Source organism: Chitinophaga sp. 30R24, from assembly GCF_049056765.1.
Taxonomy (GTDB): domain Bacteria; phylum Bacteroidota; class Bacteroidia; order Chitinophagales; family Chitinophagaceae; genus Chitinophaga.
The window spans coordinates 248,782-273,249 of sequence record NZ_JBJGXX010000005.1 but is presented as its reverse complement, the minus strand read 5'-3'; the positions used below and the strand labels follow the sequence as shown (position 1 = coordinate 273,249).

Annotated in this window: 20 protein-coding genes; 7 read left to right on the top strand and 13 right to left on the bottom strand. The window is 46.2% G+C overall.

Annotated features, from left to right (window positions below; genetic code table 11):
• Positions 1-117 precede the first annotated feature (117 nt).
• Positions 118-1,362, top strand: coding sequence for an NAD(P)/FAD-dependent oxidoreductase (locus tag ACDQ55_RS14350; protein WP_420982094.1), 1,245 nt, complete (start codon positions 118-120; stop codon positions 1,360-1,362).
• 97 nt (positions 1,363-1,459) lie between these two features.
• Here ACDQ55_RS14350 and ACDQ55_RS14345 read toward each other — a convergent pair whose 3' ends face one another.
• From ACDQ55_RS14345 to folK, 3 genes are all read right to left on the bottom strand, one after another.
• Positions 1,460-2,956, bottom strand: a complete 1,497-nt coding sequence (locus tag ACDQ55_RS14345; protein WP_420982093.1) for a catalase — start codon at positions 2,954-2,956, stop codon at positions 1,460-1,462.
• A gap of 241 nt (positions 2,957-3,197) precedes the next feature.
• Entirely contained in the window at positions 3,198-3,827 is a 630-nt protein-coding gene (locus ACDQ55_RS14340; RefSeq protein WP_420982092.1) for a deoxynucleoside kinase, read from the bottom strand.
• 18 nt (positions 3,828-3,845) lie between these two features.
• A complete protein-coding gene (gene folK, locus ACDQ55_RS14335) occupies positions 3,846-4,331 on the bottom strand; it encodes a 2-amino-4-hydroxy-6-hydroxymethyldihydropteridine diphosphokinase (RefSeq protein WP_420982091.1) in 486 nt (161 codons plus the stop codon).
• Positions 4,332-4,417: 86 nt separating this feature from the next.
• Between folK and sppA the strand changes: the two genes are divergently transcribed.
• From sppA to ACDQ55_RS14310, 5 genes are all read left to right on the top strand, one after another.
• Entirely contained in the window at positions 4,418-6,169 is a 1,752-nt protein-coding gene (gene sppA, locus ACDQ55_RS14330; protein ID WP_420982090.1) for a signal peptide peptidase SppA, read from the top strand.
• A gap of 234 nt (positions 6,170-6,403) precedes the next feature.
• Positions 6,404-7,510: an ABC transporter permease gene (locus ACDQ55_RS14325; RefSeq protein WP_420982089.1), complete on the top strand. Its 1,107-nt coding sequence runs from the start codon at positions 6,404-6,406 to the stop codon at positions 7,508-7,510.
• 39 nt (positions 7,511-7,549) lie between these two features.
• Positions 7,550-8,080, top strand: coding sequence for an SRPBCC family protein (locus ACDQ55_RS14320; RefSeq protein WP_420982088.1), 531 nt, complete (start codon positions 7,550-7,552; stop codon positions 8,078-8,080).
• A gap of 37 nt (positions 8,081-8,117) precedes the next feature.
• On the top strand, positions 8,118-8,648 hold the full coding sequence (locus ACDQ55_RS14315; RefSeq protein ID WP_420982087.1) for an SRPBCC family protein: 531 nt from the start codon (positions 8,118-8,120) through the stop codon (positions 8,646-8,648).
• Between the two features lie 103 nt (positions 8,649-8,751).
• Positions 8,752-9,243: a DUF2911 domain-containing protein gene (locus ACDQ55_RS14310; protein ID WP_420982086.1), complete on the top strand. Its 492-nt coding sequence runs from the start codon at positions 8,752-8,754 to the stop codon at positions 9,241-9,243.
• A 66-nt stretch (positions 9,244-9,309) separates the two neighbouring features.
• Here ACDQ55_RS14310 and bioA read toward each other — a convergent pair whose 3' ends face one another.
• The 6 genes from bioA to ACDQ55_RS14280 form a co-directional block, all read right to left on the bottom strand.
• Entirely contained in the window at positions 9,310-10,602 is a 1,293-nt protein-coding gene (gene bioA, locus ACDQ55_RS14305) for an adenosylmethionine--8-amino-7-oxononanoate transaminase (protein WP_420982085.1), read from the bottom strand.
• A 56-nt stretch (positions 10,603-10,658) separates the two neighbouring features.
• The gene (locus ACDQ55_RS14300; RefSeq protein ID WP_420982084.1) at positions 10,659-13,175 is read right to left on the bottom strand and encodes an ATP-binding protein; all 2,517 of its coding nucleotides are present in this window, start codon (positions 13,173-13,175) and stop codon (positions 10,659-10,661) included.
• Positions 13,176-13,453: 278 nt separating this feature from the next.
• Positions 13,454-15,403, bottom strand: a complete 1,950-nt coding sequence (locus ACDQ55_RS14295) for an LTA synthase family protein (protein ID WP_420982083.1) — start codon at positions 15,401-15,403, stop codon at positions 13,454-13,456.
• 90 nt (positions 15,404-15,493) lie between these two features.
• Entirely contained in the window at positions 15,494-17,587 is a 2,094-nt protein-coding gene (locus ACDQ55_RS14290) for a TonB-dependent receptor plug domain-containing protein (RefSeq protein ID WP_420982082.1), read from the bottom strand.
• Positions 17,550-18,818 carry an ATP-binding protein gene (locus tag ACDQ55_RS14285; RefSeq protein ID WP_420982081.1) on the bottom strand — a complete coding sequence of 423 codons (1,269 nt, stop codon included), beginning with the start codon at positions 18,816-18,818 and terminating at the stop codon, positions 17,550-17,552. Before ACDQ55_RS14285 ends, ACDQ55_RS14290 begins: the two co-directional genes overlap by 38 nt.
• 131 nt (positions 18,819-18,949) lie before the next feature.
• Entirely contained in the window at positions 18,950-19,621 is a 672-nt protein-coding gene (locus ACDQ55_RS14280; protein ID WP_420982080.1) for a response regulator transcription factor, read from the bottom strand.
• 241 nt (positions 19,622-19,862) lie between these two features.
• Between ACDQ55_RS14280 and ACDQ55_RS14275 the strand changes: the two genes are divergently transcribed.
• A complete protein-coding gene (locus ACDQ55_RS14275) occupies positions 19,863-20,225 on the top strand; it encodes a hypothetical protein (RefSeq protein WP_420982079.1) in 363 nt (120 codons plus the stop codon).
• Positions 20,226-20,267: 42 nt separating this feature from the next.
• Here ACDQ55_RS14275 and ACDQ55_RS14270 read toward each other — a convergent pair whose 3' ends face one another.
• The 4 genes from ACDQ55_RS14270 to ACDQ55_RS14255 form a co-directional block, all read right to left on the bottom strand.
• Positions 20,268-20,942 (bottom strand): hypothetical protein, encoded by a 675-nt coding sequence (locus ACDQ55_RS14270; protein ID WP_420982078.1) that lies wholly within the window; start codon positions 20,940-20,942, stop codon positions 20,268-20,270.
• A gap of 146 nt (positions 20,943-21,088) precedes the next feature.
• Positions 21,089-22,357 (bottom strand): glycoside hydrolase family 71/99-like protein, encoded by a 1,269-nt coding sequence (locus ACDQ55_RS14265; protein WP_420982077.1) that lies wholly within the window; start codon positions 22,355-22,357, stop codon positions 21,089-21,091.
• A gap of 297 nt (positions 22,358-22,654) precedes the next feature.
• Positions 22,655-23,764: a serine hydrolase domain-containing protein gene (locus ACDQ55_RS14260; RefSeq protein ID WP_420982076.1), complete on the bottom strand. Its 1,110-nt coding sequence runs from the start codon at positions 23,762-23,764 to the stop codon at positions 22,655-22,657.
• A gap of 54 nt (positions 23,765-23,818) precedes the next feature.
• The gene (locus ACDQ55_RS14255) at positions 23,819-24,394 is read right to left on the bottom strand and encodes a TetR/AcrR family transcriptional regulator (RefSeq protein WP_420982075.1); all 576 of its coding nucleotides are present in this window, start codon (positions 24,392-24,394) and stop codon (positions 23,819-23,821) included.
• Positions 24,395-24,468: the final 74 nt, after the last annotated feature.

Genomic DNA, 24,468 nt, shown 5'->3' with positions numbered 1-24,468 from the left:
TCAAATTTGAACCAGTATAATATATGTCAAAAATATAAACTTCGGAAGTTTAATCGGTAAGATTACGGCAGGTTTATTATTATTGCACGTTCAAACCATGTTTTTAACAAGATTTTAATGGGATTACAACAGAAACGTTTAGTGGTGGCAGGCGGTGGAGCTGCTGGCTTTTTTTGTGCGGTGAATGCAGCCCGGCTATGTCCGCAATTGGAAGTAGTGCTGCTGGAGAAAACCGGTAAGCTGTTGTCTAAGGTAAAAGTAAGCGGTGGCGGACGTTGTAATGTAACCCATAATGCGCCGGATATACCTTATATGGCTAAACGCTATCCACGTGGACAGCATTTCGTGAAGAAATCATTTTCCCGGTTCTTTGTGCCTGATACCATTGCCTGGTTTGCTGAACGGGGTGTGGGGCTGAAGGCGGAAGAAGATGGGCGTATGTTTCCGGTAACGGATAACTCGCAGACGATTATAGATTGTTTATTGAGGGAAGCCGATAAGTACCGGGTGCAGATACGGACCAATACTGAAGTAACGGCTTTTGGCCGTCAGGATAACGGGCAATGGGGCCTGCAATTATCAAAAGGCGGGGAGCTAACCGCCGATTATGTATGTATAGCCGCCGGAGGGTACGCCCAGGCCGATAAATTTGCCTGGTTGCAGCAAAGCGGGCATACCGTTGCAGCTCCGGCTCCTTCTCTTTTTACATTTAATATGCCTGGGCATCCGATCAATAGTTTGATGGGAGTAGCCGCTACTGCGCATGTAAAGATCGCCGGTACTAAGTTGCAGGAGCAAGGTCCTGTATTGATCACGCATTGGGGGCTGAGCGGCCCGGCAATACTCCGGCTTTCTGCCTGGGGCGCCCGGGAGTTGCAGCAGTTGCAGTATACTTTCACAGCTATTGTAAACTGGCTGCCAGGCCAGCATGAAAATTCCCTGCGGGATGACTGGCAAAACCTGCGTTTTGAGTTAGGTAAGCAGAAATTATATCATAAAAATCCATTTGGCCTGCCGCAAAGGCTTTGGCAATTCTTATTACAACAAACGGGCATTCCGGAAGAGATGCGTTGGGCCGATCTGCCGGCCAAAGAACAGCATCGCCTGATGAAGATGCTGGTAAGCATGGAGTTTCCGGTAAAAGGTAAAACTACCTTTAAAGAAGAATTTGTTACCTGCGGTGGTATTACCTTGAGTGAAATAGAACCGGCCACAATGGAAAGCCGCCTTACACCCGATTTGTTCTTCGCCGGAGAGGTGATGGATGTAGATGGTATTACTGGCGGGTTTAACTTCCAGCATGCCTGGACCAGCGGATTTGTGGCTGCTACAGCGATTGCAGACCGGGCCTGCAATAAATAAGCGCCTTATTCATTCAATAGCAATAAAAGATCAGTGGAGCAGTGGGAGGTTAGGCCCAACTGCTCCGCTGATCTTTTTAAAAAACTTCATGTACGCTTTATTTTCCATGTGTAGCTGTAGCCGGCATTTCTACTGCAACGCCCAAACCTTGTGCTACGGCCATTCCCCAGCCCACATCTGCGCGGAAGAAATGGCAAAGCTGCCGGTTAATGATCTCATCTTTCTTAGGGCCATTGATACCAGACATGCTGGCAACAATATTATGCACGGTGTTGCGCTTTTCGTCTGGAGACATTAGCCGGTAAAGGTTGCCGGGTTGGGTATAGTGGTCGTCGTCTCCTGGCGCATTACGGTCGTACCAGTCGGCGAACAGGGAATCGAGTTCCTGGCCTGGCGCCTTGTATGCCGGATCAGGTACAATATTGTCGAAACTATTGGGGAAATAGTTGGGCTCACTGCCACTGTTGCCGTCTATCCGCATATGGCCATCGCGTTCGTAGTTATTTACTGCATACGGACAGCGGTTTACAGGTATCTGTTCATAATTAACGCCCAGGCGGTAACGGTGTGCGTCGGGATAGGAGAGCAGGCGGCCCTGTAACATTTTGTCGGGAGAGTAGCTGATGCCGTCTATAACATGGGCAGGGGCAAAAGCGGCTTGTTCTACATCTGCAAAATAATTTCTTGGAATTTCATTCAGTTCCATTACGCCTACTTCTATCAGTGGATAGTCGGCATGCGGCCATACTTTGGTAAGGTCGAAAGGATTCCAGCGATAGGTTTTAGCTTCCGCTTCCGGCATTATCTGTATTTTAAGGGTCCAGCGGGGATATTCTCCGCGGTCGATGGCTTCTACCAGGTCGCGTTGTGAATGATCGGGATCTTGCCCCTTCATTTCGATGGCTTCTTCGTTGGTGAAGTTTTTAATTCCTTGCTGGGTGAGGAAATGGAATTTAACATAGAACCGCTCATTTTCGGCATTGAGGAAAGAGAAAGTATGACTGCCAAATCCGTGCATATGGCGATGGCTGTAGGGAGTACCGCGGTCGCTCATAAGGGTAGTTACCTGGTGGAGGCTTTCAGGATTGAGGCTCCAGAAGTCCCACATCATCGTAGGGCTTTTGCAGTTAGTGCGTGGGTCGCGCTTTTGGGTATGAATGAAATCACTGAATTTCTTCGGGTCTTTTATGAAGAATACCGGTGTATTGTTACCAACCAGGTCCCAGTTGCCTTCTTCTGTATAAAACTTCAAGGCAAATCCGCGTGGATCACGTTCTGTGTCGGCAGACCCTTTTTCGCCGCCTACAGTGGAAAAGCGTGCCAGCATGCGGGTTTGTTTTCCTATTTTACTGAAAATTTTTGCTTTGGTGTAAGCCGTAATGTCGTGGGTAACAGTAAAGGTGCCATAGGCGCCGGAACCTTTTGCGTGTACTACTCTTTCAGGTATCCTTTCCCGGTTAAAATGAGCCATCTTTTCATGCAGGATAAAGTCTTGCAGCAGAATAGGACCGCGTGGGCCAACGGTCATGGAGTTTTCATGTTCGAAATATGGAATGCCGGAAGCTGTGGTGAGTTTCTTTTTTTCGTCAGCCATGAGATTAAATTTTGAAGTAGTGAATAAGAAATGACCAGGTAAATAAAACAACTAAAAGAAGAGATTGTTTCAGACGCTATGTCTGTATTACAATTTCTTAACTGATAGGAACAAAAGTAGGAGAGATGGAGTATAAATGGAAATTATATTATTTATATAGATATAGATATGTTTGATATGGTGTTTGATTGTCCTGATGGGGGTTAAAAAATTGGCTTGTTCACCAGGACAATCAAAAAAACTACATTTTTAGATAGTGTACACCCGGTTCGTACGTTTGTTCCAGTGCTTCCAGCAGCTGTTGGAAGTCGCCGGGCTGACGCAGGAAATCCACTTTGGTAGTATCTATTACGAGGGTACGAACCGGGTGTTGTTTGATGTACTGCATGTAAGTATCATGTACATTCATCAGGTATTCGTCGGGTATTTGTTGCTCATAGGAGCGGTTGCGGTGTTTGATGTTTTCCTGTAGTTTGGTAACCGGTGCATGCAGGAAAATCAGCAGTTCCGGTTGTACCAGTTGTGGGTTGATGATCTCGAACAACTTCTGGTACAAGGAATATTCTTCTTCCGGTAAATTGATTTTTGCGAACAGCAGGCTTTTGATAAAAAGGTAGTCAGAGATAATTACATCGCTGAAAAGGTCTTGCGACTGCAGCATTTCTTTTAATTGCTTATAGCGTTCGGCCATGAAGAATAGCTCCAGTGGAAAGGCGTATTGCTGGGGGCGTTCATAAAAAAGCGGCAGGAAGGGATTGTCTGCAAATTCCTCCAAGATCAGTTTAGCGGAAAAATGTTTGGCCAGCATGGTGGCCAGTGTTGTTTTCCCTGCTCCGATGTTCCCTTCTACCGTAATAAATTTATAGTGCATGCATGATTTTTTTGAATGTTAATCCCGGTACAGGTGTACGGGTAGCGTATCCTGACATATGGCAGCCAGTTTGCTGATGGTTTGGTGTAGTACCGGGTGTACATAGTCCGGGATAATATCCAGGAGAGGTATCAGTACAAATCGCCTAAGCTGTGTCCGGGGATGCGGCACCTTTAGTTCGGGTAGAGAAATAATGTCGTCGTTAAAGAAGATCAGGTCAATGTCTATCACCCGGGCGCCCCATTTTTCCTGGCGGATACGGCCAATTTTTCTTTCTATCTCCAATAGTGTATGCAATAACGTTAGTGCATCCAGTGGAGTGCGGATTTCCAGTGCCTGGTTAAGATAGTCAGGCTGGTCTACGGTTCCCCAGGGAGCCGTTTGATATAACGCGGAGGTTTTTATCACCTCTCCGGCTGTTGTAGCGATCTCTTGAACTGCTTGTTGCAGGTTCCTTGTACGATCACCCAAATTGCCACCTATAAGTAATATTGCTGTATTCATGTATATTTCAGGCCTCAAAAGTAGCCATATTCCTTATTTTTGAAAAAATGTATCTTTCCACCTCAGTTTCATCTTAACCAAATAGTATGCGTTTTTTTAAAGTTTTCTTAGCCTCGTTTCTAGCATTTGTCGTTTTTACAGCGTTATGTTTTATTGTGCTGATGGTAATAGTCGTTAAGGCCATCACAGCAGATAAGGTGACCATTGAGCCTAATGGGATACTGGTATTGGAAACCAGGCAATCTTACAACGAACAAAAATTGGTGAACCCTGTTGGCGCCCTGATGAGAAACGAGCCAGGAGAAGTACCAGGGTTGTTCCAAACCGTCAGGTTGATAGACAACGCCGCCACTGATGATAATATCAAAGGTATCTTCCTGAAAGTAAATGGTAACCCCAATGGCTTTGCCAGCACCGAAGAGTTAAGGAATGCCCTGCTCCATTTCCGGCAGTCGAAAAAATTTGTGTACGCCTATGGCGAAGTGATGGACCAGAATGCTTATTACCTGGCCTCAGCGGCAGACAAAGTTTACCTGAACCCTAAGGGAGCATTGGATTTTATAGGGTTTTCTTCCCAATTATTCTTTTTAAAAGGAGCGCTGGATAAACTGGAAATAAAACCGGAAATTTTTTACTGTGGCAAGTTTAAAAGCGCTACAGAGCCGCTCCGCGAAACCCAGATGACAGATGCCAACCGCATTCAAACTACTGAGTTCCTGGGAGAGCTGTATGGCAACTTTCTCCTGGGCATTGGCCAAACACGGAATATAGATACTGCAAGCCTGCATGGCTACGCCAATGAAAACCTGATCCAGGAGCCTGCCGATGCCTTGAAATATAAGCTGGTAGATGGGTTGAAATATGATGATGAAGTAGTGGCGGAACTGAAAGGTAAAACCGGTATCAAGGCAGAGGATAAGCTTAACCTGGTAACCCTCGCAAAATATAACAGCGGTACCGACCTCAGTGATGGCAGCGGTGATAGCAAAATTGCCCTGATCTATGCACAAGGAGATATCGTAGGCGGCGAATCCGACCGTGATAATACCATCGCCAGCGAGAACTATATCCGTACCATCCGTAAGGCCCGGGAAGATAAAAGTATAAAAGCGATCCTGCTCCGGGTAAACTCCGGTGGCGGTAGCGCCCTGGCTTCTGAAATAATCTGGAGAGAACTGGCCCTGGCACGGAAAGTAAAGCCAGTGGTAGTGTCTATGGGCGATTATGCAGCTTCCGGCGGATATTATATCTCTTGTATGGCCGACAGCATTTTCGCGGAGCCTAACACCTTAACCGGTTCTATTGGCGTATTTGGGGTAATGTTTAACCTGCAAGACTTTTTCAAAAATAAACTGGGCGTTACTTTCGATGGGGTTAAAACAGCACAGTACGCCGATCTCGGCTCTGTTGGCCGTCCGCTCACAGACGGAGAAAAACGTATTATCCAGAGAGGGGTAGATACTACTTACGCCTCCTTTAAGTCTCGCGTAGTGGAAGGCCGTAAACTGACCTCTGCAGTGGTAGACAGTATCGCACAAGGCCGTGTATGGAGCGGCGTGCAAGCGAAAAAACTGGGGCTGGTAGACCGTATTGGCGGCATTAAAGACGCCTTGGCCTGTGCTGCCCGACTGGCAAAAATATCTGAATACCGTTTAAGGGAATACCCCGAAGTAAAAGACCCCTTCTCCAAACTGGTGAAAAGTCTCACCGGAGACGTAAGCACCCGGTTGGTGAGAAATGAACTGGGCGCGGATTACGAACTGTATCAAGAGGTACAAGAAGTAAGGGCGATGCAGGGCGAAGTACAGGCCCGCTTGCCGTTTAAATATACGTTTTAGAAGGCAGTAATTGTCTTTGGAAAGAGGCTATCTCCTATGTTTGCAAAAGCGGAGATAGCCTCTTGCTATTAGCTGATATTTGAAAGGATCATCCTTTCCTTGTAGATTAAAATCTCCTTAATAATTTTTAAAATCAACCTTCTATGCAGGTACTTGGCCCATTGGCGGGAAACTTTACCCCTTTTGATAATTTTTTTATAGTAGTTTTACTGCCGGTTTTTAAAAAGCGATCAGATGAATGGAGCTAAGTACAGTCAGTTGAAGGCCATGCTGGCCATTACGAAAGGGAGTTTAAGGGGTATATTCCGCAGCCCTTCCGCCGTGGTATTTAGTTTGGGGTTTCCTCTGGTATTTATCCTGGTATTTGGATTTATTGGTGGTAGTACTGTTTCTGTAAAAGTAGGCGTAAACCGTCAGACTGATATTAATAGCGCATTTTACCAGGTCCTGTCTAAAGTTGGTACGTTAAAATTAATAACAGACCAGCCAGCCACAGAGATGGAAGACGACCTGAAAAAGGGCCGTATTGTAGCCATCCTGGATATTGTGTCCAGGCAAGGCATTAACAATGTACCTGCTTATGAAGTGCATATCCGTACTTCAACGGCTACTGATGCCGGTAAAAAGGCCGTTTTGATGTCGGTATTAAAGAATGTGACTGCTACATTGGATGATCATTTCTATCAACGTCCTTCTGTGGCTACCTTCATACAAACAGAGGTGCCAGGACGGGAATTTAAGACCATCGATTTCATCTTACCGGGCCAGCTGGGCTTTGCATTGATGAGCGCTGCCGTATTTGGTACTGCTTTCCTGTTTTATAATATGCGCCAGACATTGGTGCTTAAACGTTTCTTCGCTACGCCGATTAAACGGACCTATATTGTATTGGCAGAAGCCTTGAGCCGCATGATCTTTCAGTTGATCAGCTCTGTGGTGATCATTGCCCTGGGACATTTTGCTTTTGGTTTTACCCTGGTGCACGGCTTTGCTACTTTCCTGGAAATGTTGGTGCTGTCTGTGTTCGGCCTGTTGGTATTTATGGGCTTTGGCTTTGTGGTAAGCAGCCTGGCCAAAAATGAAAGTACTATTCCTCCGCTGGCCAATATTTTTACTTTGCCGCAGTTCTTGCTGGCGGGTACTTTTTTCCCAATCGATTCTTTTCCTGCCTGGTTGCAGCCTGTGTGCAAGCTGATGCCGCTTACCTGGCTCATTGACGCTTTGAGAAAAGTGGCCTTCGAAGGCATGCATCTCTGGCATGTGGGATGGGATATTGCCATCCTTACCCTATGGGGAATAGTCGTGTATGCGGTAGCCGTGAAAGTATTCAAGTGGGAGTAAGGCGATTTCGTTAGCTTTGTGCTATCTAAATCCAGTAATATGCAAGTTTTGTTCATGATTCTGGGTGCCTTTATAGTCCTGGTACTGGGGCTTTTCATTTTCAGCTTGTTTTTATCACCAGAAGTGAAAGTAGAGCGCTCGCTGTTTATACCGGCAGAGGCAGCTGTTATTTTTCCGCTGGTGAACGTAGTGCGCAACTGGGAACGGTGGTCGCCCTGGCAATCGTTAAACTCCCAGATGAAGATCACCTATGGGGAAAAAGAAAGCGGTATAGGTGCAGGGTACAGTTGGGAAAGCCACAACCGTAAGCTGCAACATGGGCATATGACGATCACGGAATCTAGGCCGGATCAATTTATAGCGACACATACCGATTTTATGAAAACGAGCGTGGCCAAAGGATATTTCAGGTTCGATCCTGTTGCCGGTGGTACGCTGCTTACCTGGGGAATGATCTGTAATATGGGACAGTACCCGTTACAGAAGGCGATGGGCTTAATGATGGATAAACGGGTGGGCCGCGATTTTGAGCAGGGATTGGAAAATATCCGTAACATTGTGGCTGGCTAAGTACTGAACCCCAACCTGTAAAACACCAAATTTCTATATGCGTTTTATTAAATTAGTGCTGATCAGTGTTATTGTATTCGGTTGTATGGCCTTTCTTATCTCTCTGGTATTTCCTTCTACTGCTGTGGTAGAGCGTACCGGTGTAATACAGGCACCCATTGATACTGTATATGCGCATGTCAGCAACCTGAAGGCCTGGGGCCAATGGAATCCCTGGACCCGCCCCGATACTACAGCCACCCTGGTGTTTTCTGATCCCTCTTACGGCGCAGGCGCCTCATATAGTTGGAGCGGTAAAGAAAACAGCGGTAAGGTAACCATACTCGACAGCGAGCCGGAGAAAGGCGTACATTACTTGATGGATATCAAAAATATCCGGCCTGTGCATGGCGGTATTGAGCTGAAGCGGACGGCCGACGGCAAAGCCACTGCGATATTCTGGCATATGGAAATTAAACTGGGCTTATTGCCCTGGTGGAAATTAAGAGGTTTTATGGCCGATAGGATCTATGGCCCTGCCATGGACAGCAGCCTCACAAAACTGAGCAGGATCTGCGAAGGAAAATGAACATGGAGTTATTTTACCATTGATCCTATTGTTTAATTTGCAACAAATTTTATCCTTTAATTTGTTTTACTATCTTAATCATTCCAGTAAAAAAAATCAGCAAATGAAACATTTCTTTTTGGCAACCTTATTTCTAGCCTTCACCAGCCTCGTTTTTGCTCAGGAAGCCCCTAAGAGCCCGCATGTGACCGTAGAACACAATGGTATTAAAATAGTATACGGTCAGCCCTCTAAAAGAGGCCGTGTTATTTTCGGCGGCCTGGAACCCTTTGGAAAAGTATGGCGTACTGGTGCCGACCAAGCTACTGAAATCACTTTCAGCAAAGATGTGGTATTTGGTGGTAAAGCTGTAAAAGCAGGTACTTATACCCTCTTTACTATTCCTGATCCTAAAACCTGGACTGTTATCCTCAACAGCAAACTGGGTCAGTGGGGTGCGTATGATTATGAGAAGTATAAAGACCAGGATGTATTATCAGTAAAAGTAAAAAGAGAAATATTATCTACTCCGGTAGAAAAGCTGACGTTCACTTTACCTGGTGATGCAGTAGTGTTTGAATGGGATGATACTAAATTTACGGTTCCTGTAAAATAATCCGGCGTATATATTGCGTAAAAATATTAAGAGGCAGGTAGCATAGCTACCTGCCTCTTAATATTTTTACGTAGGAGTGCTTACCATCAGCTGTTGTGTAAGCTCCTGGATACTGCTGTATATTTCGTCTAATTGTTCGTTGGTGATACAGTAAGGAGGAAGGATATAAAGGGTATTTCCCAAGGGGCGCAGCATGATCCTTTTGGCCCGGAAAAACCGGTGTAGGTCATCTGCCAGTGCGTTGGTATATCCATCTGCGCCGGTGGTTACCAATTCAAAGGCCAGTACGGTGCCTAAAAGCCTGGGATTTTTTACAACTGGTATTTGTTGCAGCGCCGTTAAAAAGCGTTGGTGTTTTTCATGTATGCGTGCCCGGTTGGCGGCGCAGGCTGGGTCGGTAAACAGGTCAAGGCTGGCTAAGGCAGCTGTACAGGCCAGGGGATTGGCAGTAAAGGAATGCCCGTGGAAAAGCGTTTTCAGCTTATCGCCGGAAAGAAAGGCTTCATAAATTGCTGCTGTGCTGGTGGTGATGCCGAGGGCCATGGTGCCGCCGGTAAGGCCTTTAGACAAGCAGATCATATCCGGCCGCGTGCTCACATATTCCATGGCGAAGTTTTTCCCGGTTCTTCCAAAACCGGTCATTACTTCATCTGCAATAAGCAGGATATGTTGCGACGCGCAATATTGCAAGAGCTGGTCAAAGGCTGTGGCATCATACATTACCATGCCACCGGAGCCTTGCAGCAGCGGTTCAAAGATAAATGCGGCAATGTCTGTTGGTTGCTGGGCTTCAATATCAGCGATGATGGCAGCAATATTACTGGCTGTAGGCACTTCAATAAAATGTACATCAAACAGCAGATCATCAAATACGCGGGTGAATACACTTCTGCCGCTTACGCTCATAGCACCGAAAGTATCGCCGTGGTAGGCATTGCGAAACGCCAGTATCTTATGTTTGCGGGTACCTTTATTGTCCCAGTATTGGATGGCCATTTTAAGGGCTACCTCTACTGCGGTGGAGCCATTATCAGAATAAAATACCCGGCGTTGCCCGGGAAGGAGTGGAAGTAAACGTTCGGCCAGTTGTACGGCCGGCAGGTGGGTGAAACCTGCGAAAATGCAATGTTCCAATTCCAGCGCCTGGGCGGCCAGCTGTTGCGCTATATGTGGATGTGCATGGCCGTGGATGTTTACCCACCAGCTGGAAGTGGCATCTATATAACGATTGTTATTTTCGTCAAAAAGCAGGGCGCCCTGTCCGCGTACAATACCTACCGGTGCGGGAGCGGTCTGCATTTGCGTATATGGATGCCATATCACTTCCATATCACGGGCCGACAAAGAAGATGTTTGCATAATTGTTGGCTATTGTTGCAGGCGCGAAGGTACTATAAAAGCATATACGCTGCCTGCTATACCATGCGCATGGGTTTCCGGCTATGCTGTTTTTTCAGTATAGTCAGCAGGTCGTGGGCGGCGTAAGGCTTGGGTAGCAGGTCTTTGATATGCAGCCTGGATAAGCGTTCCCTTACTTCGGGCATAATATCGGCAGTGAGCACAACAATAAAGGCGTCTGGCTGCAGGTGTTGTATATGCGGGATGGTTTCATAACCATTCATTTCTGGCATGTGAAGATCCAGGATCACAGCGTCGAATTCCTGTTCCTGCAATCGGGCGAGCGCCTGGTGCCCGTTGCGGGCTGTAACTGTGGTAGCGCCGGTTCTTTTAAGTTGTAGTTCGAGGATACGTATATTAATGGCATTATCTTCTACTACCAATAGTTTCATGCCTTCAAGACAGCCATCTGCATATTTTTCCTCCTGGGCAAGATGACGGTTGTCTTTTTCCGGAATAGCGAAGTTGATGTTGAAGCGGAATACGGTGCCTTCGTTTTTTTTACTTTCCACGGTGATATTACTGTTGTAAAGATGAATCAATTTTTTGGTGATGGCCAGCCCCAGGCCAGTACCACCATAGTGCCGGGTGGTGGCGGTATCTTCCTGTACAAAGGTGTCGAATACTTTTTCCTGCATGTCTGGCACAATGCCAATGCCTGTATCCTTTACTGCAAAGGAAAGGATACAGCGAGGCCCTGCCAGGTTTTGCCGTGCTACTTCCAGGGTAACGCTGCCCGTTGGAGTAAATTTGATAGCGTTGTTCAACAGGTTATTGAGTATCTGGGAAAGCCGCACCGGATCTCCATTAATAATAGGGGGGATGTTGTGGTCGATCTGCGTATATAATGTAATTCCTTTCGCTTCTGCCAGCGGGAGATAATTGCGCACAATGCCCTGGAATAGTGCTGCAGGAGCAAATGGAATATGCTCCAGCTCAACTTTACCGGCTTCCATCTTGCTGAAATCCAGGATATCGTTAATAAGCCCCAGCAAATGGTTGGCAGAAAACTGCAGGTTATGCACTACATCAATATGCTCTGGCCCCGACATGCTTTGGAGGATACCGGCAATACCAATGATGGCATTCAGCGGCGTACGGATCTCGTGGCTCATTACAGATAAGAAATCACTCCTTGACTGGGCTGCCTTTTGTGCATGGTCCCTGGCTTTTAATAATTCCAGCTCCGCATCTTTCTTATCAGTAATATCCATGATAATGCCCCTGAAATGTGTTAAGTGGCCATGACTGTTATATATTGGCCGGCCAACAGTACGTACCCACGTATGGGTGCCTTTGGCAGAAATATGACGTAATTCCAGGTCGTAGGGTATTTTTTCTTCTCTTAGCTGATGGACAGCGGTAATAAAGGTGGGTTGGTCGCCGGGATGATAGAAGTTGATGGAAGATGGCAGGGAAATGGGGAAATTGGAAGGCACTTCCCTTAACGTATATACTTCCTGGGTCCAATAGGTTTCTCCGGTGGTCACATTAAATTCCCAACCTCCCATTTTTCCCATTTGTTGGCATATGCTCAACAATTGGTTGCTCCGCCGTAATTCGGATTGGGATTGCAGGTAGCTGCTATATCTTTTTTCGCGTTCAGATACATTTTTTATCAGTAATAAGATGCGGCGGGGTGCAGCTGTTTTGTTGATGATCAGCCGCATTTTCAACTCGTACCACCGTTGGTCGTCTTGCCGTATATCGGGATAGATATATTCCTGAGGTTCGCCGGTATGCAATATTTTATCTGCCATGCGATTAAAAGCCAGGGCATGTTCTCCCAGTACTTCCGAGATATTTTTACCGATCACTTCTTCCCGGGGCCGGAACAGCAGGCTTTCCTGGTTGCACCACACGCGGGTAAATACTTTTTTTTCATCCATCTCAAAAACAATGTCATCCAGCGTGAGTATCAGTGATTCCAGCTCGGATTGCAGGCTGGTGTAATCTTTAAGCAGCTGATCGGTGGAGCGGTCTTTTATTTCCCTGAAATGAAGGCCACCCAGCGCCTGTAACAATGGCTGCAACAGCGAAAGGGTAGTGGTGGAATATGTAGTGTGATAGCCAGCCAACCCGATCACCATCAGTACTTTCTGATGATGTATTACCGGAAGGCCAAGAAAAGAGAAAGAGGGGGCAGAAAGGTGTTCCGCTGTTGTACTGCCCATATTGCGAATGAGCGGTTGCCCGCTATGCGCCACGGTTTGAAGGGAGGTGGCGAAGCTCCAGCTACTGTCTTCCGCAAAATTATTAATCGCTAGTGGAAGGAGCTGAGGGATGCTGTTACCTTGGGGTACTACTTCTCCAATAAAGCCATATTCGCTGCCGGTGAGTGCCTGCAAGTCGTTCAACAAACGCTTAAAAGCTTGCTGAGGGTATGCCCGGTCTGCAAAGAGATCGTGCACACTGGCGATGATTTCCAGTAATCGTTGCTGTTGCAGGATCAGGTCATGCAAAGACATGCCTTCCTGTATTTCCTTTCTGACAGAGTCACTTTTCAGCGAACTGGTAAAAGTTGTAGCCAGCATGAGCGAAATAGGGTTTTTTATGGTCTTACAGAGTGATACGATAAAAGCTGCCGGAGATATGGTTAGCCAGTTGGCAATTCACACGGTGTACCGGACAAAGCGTTGCTTTAAAGAGGGCGAGATTATGCATTCCGGCATGAAAATGACAATCTATTATTGATACCGGGGTAATAAATTTAGGAAAATATGTGGAAAAAACAACAGGAGGGGAATAATAATTATCGGAAGAAGGGAAGGCCTGTGGTAGCAATGCCGCTACCACAGCCACTATAGGAGCGTTATTGTTTCATGCCTCCGTTCTTAAAGAGATAATAAGCGGTTTGGTAATTTGCGAGACCGTTTTTAAGCAAGTTGCTATCTGCAGGAGCGGCCTGCTGTTCATTATGTTCCCGGTTCCAGGTGAAAAAGTGCGCTTTCTGCTGCGGACTGAGAACCACCATTTTGCCAGGTTCCAGGTAACCTAGTTTTTGGTAGGTGCTCACCATAGCACGGGGGGAATAATCCGGTTGCAACACGTTTTTGCCATAGAATTTACTATTGTAGCTCCAGTGCAGTAGGCCCAGGAGGGTAGGGTAGATGTCTATCTGGGAGCACATTACGCTGATTTCCTGGGGCGTATATCCGGGAAGGTTATAGATGATGCAGGGAATATGGTATTTACTGATCTCTATTTCATTTTTGCCTGCGCTGCTGGCGCAGTGGTCTGCCACAAAAATAACCACCGTATTTTTAAACCATGGTTTGGTACGGATACGCTTCAGGAATGCGCCAATGGCATAGTCGGTATATTTTACGGCGCCTTCGCGGCTGGTGCCAGACGGGATATTTATTTTACCGGAAGGATAGGTAAACGGCCGGTGGTTGGAGGTAGTCATGATGAAATCATAAAACAACTTGCCGGCGGCATATTTCTGGTCGGCGCTTTTAATAGCGGCAGCATAGATATCTTCATCACAAATACCCCAGGCGTTTTCGAAATGTACGCTGCTATCAGGAATATTGGTACGGGTAGTAGTGATATGATCGTCTACCAGTTTATGGCGTAAGCGATCGGTGATATCGTAACCATTGTTGCCGAAAAATTTGTTCATATTATCAAAATAGCCATCTCCTCCATAAAAGAAAGTGCTTTCGTAACCTGATTGTTCAAACACATGGCCTACTGAGAATAATTGTTCATTTTTTTGCCGGCGTACAATGCTTTGCCCGGGAGTTGGCGGTACGGCGAGGGTAAGGGCTTCCATACCTCTCACGGTGCGGGTACCGGTGGCGTACATATTGGTAAACAGGATGCCTTCTTTGGCGATGCTGTCGAGTACTGGTGTAATACGTTGCGTGTTCCCAAAGCGCTCCATAAAATCAGCACTAAAGCTTTCGATAGTTACCATCATGACGTTGGGTTTTACCGGTGGAACTGTATCTGTAATGCTCCTGTAAATATCCTTGCGATTGTCCAGATAATGACTGTTGGTTTCCTGAATGAGGGTACGCAAGTGGTTAAAAGCGCTTTGTTCATCTTCCAGCAGATAATACTTATCGTAAGCTAGTTCGTTATTCAGGTACGCGGATACAAAAGAATAGATGCCGGCTTTGGCTAACTCCTGCGCATAACGGTTTTTACTTCTTTCTGCCCAGGTATTGTTAACGATAACAATATGCAACAACATAAGTCCCGACAGCATAAAAAAAGTAAACAATCTCTTCCCAAAAGGAGTGTTGGATTGGAAGCTCCTGCGGAATACACCACGGCGGCTCAGCCACCAGGTGAGCAGGGCGGTTGCTGCCAATACACCGCCTATCAGCAAGGGTAAAGGATACGACTGGTTAATATTGCTGATTACTTCGTATGTGTAAATGAGGTAGTCTACAGCGATAAAATCGAACCGGCCGGTATATTCTCCCCAGAAAGTAAATTCAGCAAAAAAGGAAAATACCAGGATGGTGGTGGCCAGAAAAAAACCGGTATAGGTAAAGGCCCGGTTAAACAAGGTATTATTGAACCGTTGAGGCAGCAACAGCAGGTACAACGCATAGCCTATGGTAAAGAATAACGCCACGCCTATATCATAGATAATACCTTTGCCATAAATAGCCAGTACTTGGCTGAAATGAAGGCCTGATTGTGGATATATCCATACCAGTAGTACGGTTCTAACGAGAAATGATAGAAATAGCAGAAGGGCGCCGAATCCGAAAAGGACGGAGAACCTGTTTTTTACAGATTGCATGTTACTCAGAGTAAATTAGGATCGCAAATGTACGCCCTTCTGAATATTATCAATACATTAAATTTGTAGTGAATGAAAAGTTTGGCATGCTTACAGCGAAAATTTCACCGACAGGTTAACCGTACGTCCATCAATCGGTCCCCAGAGCGGCACAAAAGTAGGTTGGCTAACGGGTCCGGTAAATAAGGGGGCGTGTTTGCCTTGTCTGGCATCAAAAAGGTTTTCCCCGTTTAACACCAGGGTGATGTGCTCTCCCAGTTGCCGGGATATCATAGCGGCCCAAAACCAATAGGTAGGTGTTTTTTCGTTGTTGTAGTCGTATTGACGGCCTACCCAGCTGTTTTCTATACCAAAGCGCCATTTGTTTTCCACTTCATAGGCCAGTGTGCTGGCAAATTTATCCTGTGGTGCAAAAGGAAGGTTTACCGCCGCCGCATTGTTATACCGGGAAACAGTATGATTGTAACCAAGGTACAGTTCCAGGTGGTCTAATGTAAAACGGAGATAAGTATCCGCTCCTATGCTGTTTACCTGATAGGGTATATTTTCCAGCAGGAACATAGTAGGATTGTTTTTATTTATCACAGGCAGAATGGGATCTTTGATATAGGTATAGTAGAAGGCCTGGTTAATGGTGATCTCTACTTTGCCCAGGCTGGTGCGGTAGTTGCCGTCAAAGTTAAGGCCCTGGCTACGTTCGGATTTAACGTTGGCATCCAGGGGGAGGAGATATCGGTAGCCGATGGTTTGGGTTTGTGAGGTAAAGATGGCGGGCGATTTATATCCTGTGCCTGCGCTTAACCGGAGTGAAAGCGCTTCCACTGGTTTGTATACAAAAGCAAGGCGGGGGAGTATATACCAGCCGAATACATTGTGGTAATCTGCCCGAAGCCCGGCTTCTGCTGTCAGCTGGTCGGTAAAATGGTAGCCATCCTGAATGAAGGCGCCTATGGTATTGTAAGTATAGTTGCCGAGCAAGGTACTGTCGCCTTTTGCGCGGCGGTAAATTTCGCCAGTGTTATTCAGCCCGGCCACCCAGTTATGTTTACCGCTTTCCTTATGATAGGCAGCTTCTGCATATGTGTTGGTTTGATTGCCTAGCAAGGGAAATGTGCCTTCCTCGTTTTGCAGGTGGAAAAAACTGCCTGCCCCTTTAATAGTGAGGGTGCCGCCATCCAGGTTTTTACGGGTAAATTGCAGTTCTGCGCTATGTCTTTCGCTGTTGTTGGTTTCCGTATATTGGTGAACGTTATCAGCATGGTGCGCTAATACCTGCATATCGCCGCCTTCTCTTTTTTCGATGGTGCCTGTATAGCCGGCCACCAGGGTGCTTTGTGGGTTGATGTACCAGAAAAAGCGGGGGTGCAGCAGGTATTGCCGTAGCCGGGGAACATCGCTGAAACCGTCTTTGTTTACGTCTACAGGATTTTGAGTAGTAACGCCGGCAAACATGGTAAAACCGGTTTTACCGTAGCGTTCCGAATACCAGGCATTCACATTTGTTTCTTTAAGGGTGCTGCGGTTAGCCAGCACGGTTAGCTCAGGTTTACTGCCAGGCGTTTTGGCAACAAAGTTAATAATGCCGGCAATAGCGCCGCCGCCATAGAGTGTAGAAACAGATCCTTTAATGATTTCTATTTGTTGCAGGTCTAATGGCGGGATAGAGAGCACGCCGAAGTTACCGCTTAACCCTTCATATACCGGTACGCCATCACGAAGCAATTGTGTGTATTTCCCATCCAGGCCCTGCATGCGGATGGCGTTATTGCCGCTTATAGCAGAGGTGTTCTGGATATGTATCACCGACAGGTCGCCCAATATGCTGGCTACATTACCTGGTTTAATACTGCTTTCTTCCATCATTTCCTCTTTGCCCAGTATCTCTACCTTCATTGGAAGATCGGCTATACGGCTATTGTTACGGGTAGATGAAATAACGATTTCGTTGAGATCTGATATTTTGCTGATGGTATCTGTTGCAGGGCGTTGTGTGGTATCTGTAACCGGAACGGATGTACGGTGTTGCGATTTTGTGGACAATCCTGTCCCCAGCACAATGGCGGTCATCACCAGGTGTTTCATGTAATAAAAAGGTTGTTGCTGCAACAAAGGAAATAAGTGATTCTGGAGTAAATCTGTAGGATCATCAGTCAGGAATGGCCACAGTAAAGGTATGCCACCCATTTTCATAACTATATGCCAGCGAGAGCTGGTAGGAGTCCGCTATTTTTTTTATAATCGCCAGGCCCAGGCCATTGGAAGGACCTCCCTGGTGGTGATGCTTTTTGAACCGTTGAAACAGGATAGGGGCAGGAATTGCCGGCAAGGTGCTGGTATTGGAAATGCGGAAAGTGCCAGGCGTGATTTGCAGGCGGATGCTGCCTTGCGGGAAATTATATTTTATGGCATTGCCCAATAAGTTGCTCACCAATATATCTGTGAGCGCCGGATGCAAGGGCCATGGGGTGGGGCTGGTAAAAGTGGTATCAATTTGAAGGGATTTTTCTTTGATCAGTTCTTCAAAGAGGAGCAGGTATTTTTCTGCTGCGGCACAGAGGTCGGGTTTTTCTGTAATCGGATATTGCTGATTTTCTATTTTGGCCAGCAGCAGGAGGTGGTGGTTCAGCCGCGACAAGCGCTGTATTTCATCATAGCTGAAAAGAATGCTTTTCTGTTGCGCTTCGGTTAGGGTTTCGTCCTGTAAGAGGAGTTCCAGCTTACTTTGTGCAATGGCTAAAGGCGTTTGCATTTCATGGGCAGCGTCTTCTGTTAGCTCTTTCATATTAAGGTAGTCCTGGTGTATGCGGGCGGTCATGTTATTTAAGACGGTATTCAGCTGGCGGAATTCCTGGGTGCGTGCCGGCTCAAAGGTAACCTGTTCCAGTTTATTCAATTGCAGGCGTTGGATCATATGCAGCGAATGATAAAACGGTTTCCATATTTTTCTGCTGATCAGCCAATTCGAAAGCAGTACAAATACAAATAAGCCGGCGAAGGCCACCAGCATAACGTAGATAATATTGCTGATCAGGTCATCTTTCTCTATCAGTGACTTGCGCAGTACCAGCTCATAATTTATACTATGTATGGTAATTACCTGGGAAAGTTGCCGGAAGGGGGAATATACATTTTCCGGCTCCTGGTAAATGCGAACGCCTTTTATAGTATGTTTTTCCTGCGCAGCCTTTGTTGTTGGTTGCAGGTTAAATTCTGGCGTATGTATGCCAAAAACCGGATTACTTACGCTTACAGTATCCAGGTACCGCATCCATTGCAGTTGATCATTTACCAGTTCTTCGTCCGTTTCATGCTTGATTTCGGTATTGAATTTTGCGTAGAGATAAAAGGCTCCTGCTGCAAAAACAGGCAGCATGATCAGCAGGAAATAAACGGTGGTTTTTGTAAGTAACTTCATGAAGCCGTTGGCTTTTAGTAGCTGGCTACCAGGAGATAAGCACTGCCGGTAACAGGTTGAAGGTAGTATAATTTTATGATTGCCGGTGCGGCGCTTTAGTACTGGCGCCTAAAGGCCCGGCTGTTGGCCGCTTAGCCAAACCGGTAGCCGGTACCATATACGGTTTTAATATAGTCTTCTCCACCAGCTTCCAGGATTTTTTTTCGTAAATTTTTGATATGCGTATAGATGAAATCGTAGGAACCGGCCTGATCGTATTCATCACCCCAGAGATGCCCCGCTAGTGCAGATTTAGTGACTACCCTGTGCTGGTTGGCGATAAAATACAGCAGCAACTGATATTCTTTGCCAGTAAGGGTAATAGACCGCTGGTGCACCAATACTATTTTAGAATGAGGTTTTATGGAGATTTCATTAAAATGGATAACGGTATTGCCGTCAAAGTTTTTACGGCGCAAGATGGCATTTATACGGGCATTGAGCTCCGAGAGATGGAACGGTTTGGTAAGATAGTCGTCGGCGCCCAGTTCCAGCCCTTTCAGTTTGTCTTGCAGTGAATCTTTGGCGGATATGATAATGATACCGGCGGCAGATTCCAGCAGTTTCAGTTCTTTTACGATATCCAGGCCGTTTCCCAGGGGCAGCCCAATATCAGCTACAATGCAGTCGTAGTCGAATTCATTGACCTTATAAATGGCTTGTTTAAAATCTGTTGCTACCTCACAGATGTAGCCTTGTTGTTCCAGATAATCTTGTATACTGCTTCTGAGTGCAGGTTCGTCTTCTATGATCAGCACTTTCATCGGTTAAAAATAAGCATAAATCCTAAAGGAATTCTGTAGCGGCCTCTTTAGCCCGGTGGTTCCCGTAAGGTAGTGTTGTTGTGTTTTTATGGTTAGGTGTCCATACCTGGCGGGTGGATAAATATAGGATGAGTGATGTCAGATTATGCCTGCGGCTGCTAAAACATTTTATTGGATCAAAACTATGGAGCTTGGTATATCGTAAATACATTACCGATAATCAAACCATTCATGCAGCATTATGAATTCGTATTTAAAAATGATTGCGGATAAGCTAACGCCGGGCAGGCTTCCGGAAGGAACAGTGTTGAACCGTATACCGGATGAAGATACACGTGAATTAACAGTATTAATGGATCATATCCCTAACGCTAAATCTGTTGCCGCAATGTATCGGCAGATGATCAAAGCGGGCAGGCTGGACGAGCGGTTTACTACTGGCGATCCAGGCATGGGTTGGTTGGCTGCGGAACAATTGTTATTAGACAGAGATATGCGCCGTAAAGAAAATAAACGCAAAATTATCTGGATGTTCATCATTTTTATGATCGTAGGAATCGCCTCTTATTGCGGTGGTATTTATTTGCTAACACATGGTCGGTAGCTGAATGAGCAGGTTGCTAAATAAGCGCAATAAACGCCCTTTTTATACCCTTTTTTCAGTAATGATCCTGATTTTATGCGAAGCAGCGGCCATTTCTTGTAGCCAGGCCCTTTCTTCCGGGTGTACTTCGTCTACCGGAAAAGCAATATCTTCATGTACATTGTTGGAGGATTTATTCAGCATAAACTCCCAGGAAGTAATTTCCGGTTGATAATTTAGCATTAAGGTAGTAAGGTCAAGATAATTTCCTTTGTTCAGATTGCCAGATATTAACTCCCCAAAGAGGAAGAAAGATTTACTCCTTAGGTGAAACGTACCTTTTAACTGGAATGTTGCCACTGTTTGTTGATGCCATTGGTAATAGCAATACGGGCATTGCCGTGCAAAGTGCGTCCGGGCGAGTTGGGCGCAACGGGGGCAAATGTTCAGGAAAATACGGTCAGGATAAGTGTTCAATATCCTGTTGGCTATTTTTCTGATACTTTCTTCCGGATCATCTGCCAATATTGCCTGTATTTCAGGCGCTTCCGGTGTCTGGTAGATATGATGACGAAGCGTAGTATTGGCGGAATTGCGGCGTATATGCAGTAAAGCAGCCGATTCTGTAGCGGTCAGGAAACGGCGGTAGTTATTTACGATGTATTGGGCGGTTGTGAGGTCCATGGTTTCATTAAGGGATACCACAAACTTAAACAAATTACTTTTATACGCAAGCATAAAAAACAAGGCTGTCTCAAGAGTAATTTTTATCCGATTTTATTCGGATACCTGATGGAGAGATTTTTCGTTTATCCGATTCTCCGGCGGCCCATCAAATCACTTTTGAGACAGCTCTTCGTTTTTATAATAATTGGGTGATCAAACTACTTGTTTCTTTCCGGCATTTTTATGCTTACGGGTTTTTCATTGCGCAGCATTTTAGCGGCTTCCCCGGTTAGCCAAAGATAAGTGTCGGAGGGTTTTCCGTCCAGGTTTACAAAGGGCGTAGTATTGCTTACCGGAGGTTGGTCTGTTACTTTAAAGATAGCCGTGCCTTCATTCACTTCGTCGAACATGGCCACATATAACCTGTTGGCGCCAGCGGTAAGGGCAGTGGTGATCTGCTGCCAATAGAAACGCCCCCCTTCCCTTGGAATGGAACCGGAAGGTTTTACATCATCCGGGAATTCATAGCGACTCAGATTATGCCAGCTAAAGCCAGGGTATACACAAGGTACATATGCTACCTTGTTGGCGCGGCACCAGGCTAGGTCGCTGATGATGTTGTCTCGTAAACGGTCCATATCGTTATGCAGCAGCGGAGAGTAACGTTGTACGGTCCAGGGGAGTACCATGTCGGCCTGTTTAATGAGGGTATGGAGGTAAGGGTCTGGCAGGCAATCGGCATTGAGGGTTCGCCATGCTGTAGGCACCCCCAACATTACCGCACAACCGCCATACACCGGATCATTTTTCAGAAAGTCGATCAGCCTGTCTAATCCAATATTACGCAGGTTGTACGGGCGGTCGGGGAACCCAATTCCCCAGATAGCTACCACCGGTTTACCATTTTCCTGCAGATAGGTTTTAGTGCCTGCCTGGTTGGTTACCTTCAATTGGTCTACCAGGTATTTCCAATCTTCAATAATGGCGGAGCAATCTTCACCGGAGGCTTTCAGGCCAGAGAGGTCATACATAACAGCAATGGCGCGTTTGTATCTGGAAGCAGCAGCGAAGGCATTTTTCAGGATTACGGAAGAGGTGCTGTCGCGGTGCCTGGCATTGCTAAAGAAGCGTTGCATAAATACGCCGTCTACGCCATATTCCTGCATCCATTTAAAGTGAAGGTCTACCGTACTTTTATCATAAGAGCTAAAAAAGCGGGCGGGTTGCCCATTGGCTAATTTAAAGGGCGTGATATATGTTTTTTCATATTCGCTGATATCGGGCCACATATCAATACCGCTGCGGTTTTCGTCGCCATAGGCAAAATGCTGTGCACCAGAACCGTCACCAGCTGCGCGGAACCAGCCCTGGTAGCCGGCCATCACTAATCCACGATAGGTAGGGTATTGCGTTTCTTTGCTGTGTTTTAGCTGAGCCAGCGCCGGTACTGCCAGCAGGAACAAGAAAGCGGTTAAAATACGCGTCATATATTTTTCTTATTAATTAACAGTGGAATTTGAACGTCAACGGGAATTTGGCTAATCAGTTTTTCAGTATCATCCTGCAAGTAAAAAATGGAGAATCCAGCTTGTCCGGATTCTCCAAAGGTTTTGCATTCACCTTAGTTGTGCGTTAGCGGTGGTAATACCGATAACAAACTGCAAGTAAGCATACATGAACTAACGGATGCGTTAAAAAAGCATTAATTAGCCGCATTAATACTATATTAAGCGTATTTTTTGCCGTAAAGGGATAATAACGTTTTTTTATCAGTGATGCTGTGCTTAAAACAGATCTATTGCAGGCCAGGGGGTGTGAGGGTTGTTCACTGCTCTCCAAAGCAGTCCGTCCAGATCGTTGAAGAAGCTGCCATCGGTGCGGGTATTACAGAGCAGTACCCAGTTAAAGCCTTGCTGCGTACGTATAATTTCGCTGGCTGTACCGGGGAGGGAGCCGCTATGCCACCAGTTATGGTAGGGGTTTACGGCCCATCCCAGCGCATAGCCTGGATTGGCGGGGGAGGCGGTTGTCATGGTATTTATCCACGGGCTGGTCAGGATATCGGCCGGCGGGGTAAATCCGTCTATGTGTACCAGCAGTCGTGCCAGGTCGGTGGCGGAGGCAATCCATCCGCCGTGGGCATCCATGCGGGTGATATTATATAAGTAGGGCTGTTCGCCGTGTTGACCATAATACACTACTTCCCCTGGTTTTCTTTCTGCCTGTGTGTTGCCGCCAATTTGCATGTTGTTGATACCGCAGGGCTCCAGTACTGCTTTTTTCACATAGGTTTCGTAGGGCATGCCAGACACTTTTTCTATGATACGTCCAAGTATACAATAGCCGAAGTTCGAATAGGCATATACGTTACCCGGGGTATTTTCCAGGGGCCGGTGCCCGATGGTCCAGGAGATCAGTTCGTGGACGGTCATATTGGGATGGCTGAACATGGGATCGGTGCCGTTGTTGGTCCAGCCGCCGGCTGTATGTTGCAATAGCTGGCGCACTGTTATCTGCTCAAGGCCGGCGCTATAAGGCTGTTTGCCGTAAAGGTTGCCTAATACGCCACGTGGGCCAAATACGGCGGTGTCTAGCGATAGTTTACTGGTAGCTGCCAGTTTAAGTATGGCCGTTGACGTTATACATTTGGATACGCTGGCAATCCGGAAAAGACTATTAGGCGTTACTGCTGTCTTGTGTATCGTATCTGCGTAACCGTAACCTTTGGCATATATCAGCTTGCCCTGGCGGGTGATGGCAATGGCCATGCCGGGCACGTGATACCGGTGCATAAAGGCTTTTACCGTTTTATCTATTACCGGAATATTTTGGGCGTTTGAAAAGCTGGTTATGCAGGTGAGCAGGCTTCCAAGCAGCAAAAGGTGATATCTCATTTTTTTAAGGTACAAAAGTTCCCAGGTAAAGGTGGATAGTGTGCCGGTATTAAATTAATCCAGCATTTTCAGTTGCATCTCTATCAATTCATAGAGCGTTTCGTTATCCGGATACATTCTGCGGGTAATGCCTAGTCCATTCCAGTTGTTGAGCAGTAGCCGGGCCAATAGTACCGGGTCCTTATCAGATTTGAGCAAGCCTTGTTGCTTGCCGCGTTGCAGGGCTTCCTGGAAAAGCGCTTCCAACATTTGCAGATGATGGGTTGCTTTTTTCATCAGTAGGGCATTGGTATTGGAAAGTTCCGCTACGGTGTTGCCAAAGAAACAGCCCCTTTGTTGCATTTTTTGGGTATTGCTCAGGAAAAATTCTTTGATATAAGCAATGGGATTATCTGTTGCGTTGAGTCCTTGTTTAAAGCGGGCAATAGCGTTTTCGCTGAATTGTTGCAGCGCTTTTTCAAAAAGCTCTTTTTTGCCTCCTTTAAAAGCCAGATAAAAGCTTCCTTTCCCGATGCCCATAGCTGTGAGCAAATCTTCTGTGGAAGTGGCCTCATAGCCTTGCCGCCAGAAAACCTCTGTTGCTTTTCTGATCACCTCTTCATCATCAAATATTTTTGGCCTGCCTGACATCGGCGAATAGTATTATATTACGAAGGTATGTTTTTTACTAAATGGTACAAAACTTTTCCTAGATTATCGCAGAA

Excerpts from the sequence above, each read along its gene's own strand:
- sppA (WP_420982090.1), top strand. The coding sequence starts at position 4,418 with ATGCGTTTTTTTAAAGTTTTCTTAGCCTCGTTTCTAGCATTTGTCGTT.
- ACDQ55_RS14325 (WP_420982089.1), top strand. The coding sequence starts at position 6,404 with ATGAATGGAGCTAAGTACAGTCAGTTGAAGGCCATGCTGGCCATTACG.
- ACDQ55_RS14285 (WP_420982081.1), bottom strand. The coding sequence starts at position 18,818 with ATGAAGTTACTTACAAAAACCACCGTTTATTTCCTGCTGATCATGCTG.
- ACDQ55_RS14280 (WP_420982080.1), bottom strand. The coding sequence starts at position 19,621 with ATGAAAGTGCTGATCATAGAAGACGAACCTGCACTCAGAAGCAGTATA.
- ACDQ55_RS14295 (WP_420982083.1), bottom strand. The coding sequence starts at position 15,403 with ATGCAATCTGTAAAAAACAGGTTCTCCGTCCTTTTCGGATTCGGCGCC.
- ACDQ55_RS14340 (WP_420982092.1), bottom strand. The coding sequence starts at position 3,827 with ATGCACTATAAATTTATTACGGTAGAAGGGAACATCGGAGCAGGGAAA.
- folK (WP_420982091.1), bottom strand. The coding sequence starts at position 4,331 with ATGAATACAGCAATATTACTTATAGGTGGCAATTTGGGTGATCGTACA.
- ACDQ55_RS14350 (WP_420982094.1), top strand. The coding sequence starts at position 118 with ATGGGATTACAACAGAAACGTTTAGTGGTGGCAGGCGGTGGAGCTGCT.
- ACDQ55_RS14270 (WP_420982078.1), bottom strand. The coding sequence starts at position 20,942 with ATGCTTGCGTATAAAAGTAATTTGTTTAAGTTTGTGGTATCCCTTAAT.
- ACDQ55_RS14310 (WP_420982086.1), top strand. The coding sequence starts at position 8,752 with ATGAAACATTTCTTTTTGGCAACCTTATTTCTAGCCTTCACCAGCCTC.
- ACDQ55_RS14300 (WP_420982084.1), bottom strand. The coding sequence starts at position 13,175 with ATGCTGGCTACAACTTTTACCAGTTCGCTGAAAAGTGACTCTGTCAGA.
- ACDQ55_RS14320 (WP_420982088.1), top strand. The coding sequence starts at position 7,550 with ATGCAAGTTTTGTTCATGATTCTGGGTGCCTTTATAGTCCTGGTACTG.
- ACDQ55_RS14345 (WP_420982093.1), bottom strand. The coding sequence starts at position 2,956 with ATGGCTGACGAAAAAAAGAAACTCACCACAGCTTCCGGCATTCCATAT.
- ACDQ55_RS14260 (WP_420982076.1), bottom strand. The coding sequence starts at position 23,764 with ATGAGATATCACCTTTTGCTGCTTGGAAGCCTGCTCACCTGCATAACC.
- ACDQ55_RS14265 (WP_420982077.1), bottom strand. The coding sequence starts at position 22,357 with ATGACGCGTATTTTAACCGCTTTCTTGTTCCTGCTGGCAGTACCGGCG.
- ACDQ55_RS14290 (WP_420982082.1), bottom strand. The coding sequence starts at position 17,587 with ATGGGTGGCATACCTTTACTGTGGCCATTCCTGACTGATGATCCTACA.
- ACDQ55_RS14315 (WP_420982087.1), top strand. The coding sequence starts at position 8,118 with ATGCGTTTTATTAAATTAGTGCTGATCAGTGTTATTGTATTCGGTTGT.
- bioA (WP_420982085.1), bottom strand. The coding sequence starts at position 10,602 with ATGCAAACATCTTCTTTGTCGGCCCGTGATATGGAAGTGATATGGCAT.
- ACDQ55_RS14255 (WP_420982075.1), bottom strand. The coding sequence starts at position 24,394 with ATGTCAGGCAGGCCAAAAATATTTGATGATGAAGAGGTGATCAGAAAA.
- ACDQ55_RS14275 (WP_420982079.1), top strand. The coding sequence starts at position 19,863 with ATGAATTCGTATTTAAAAATGATTGCGGATAAGCTAACGCCGGGCAGG.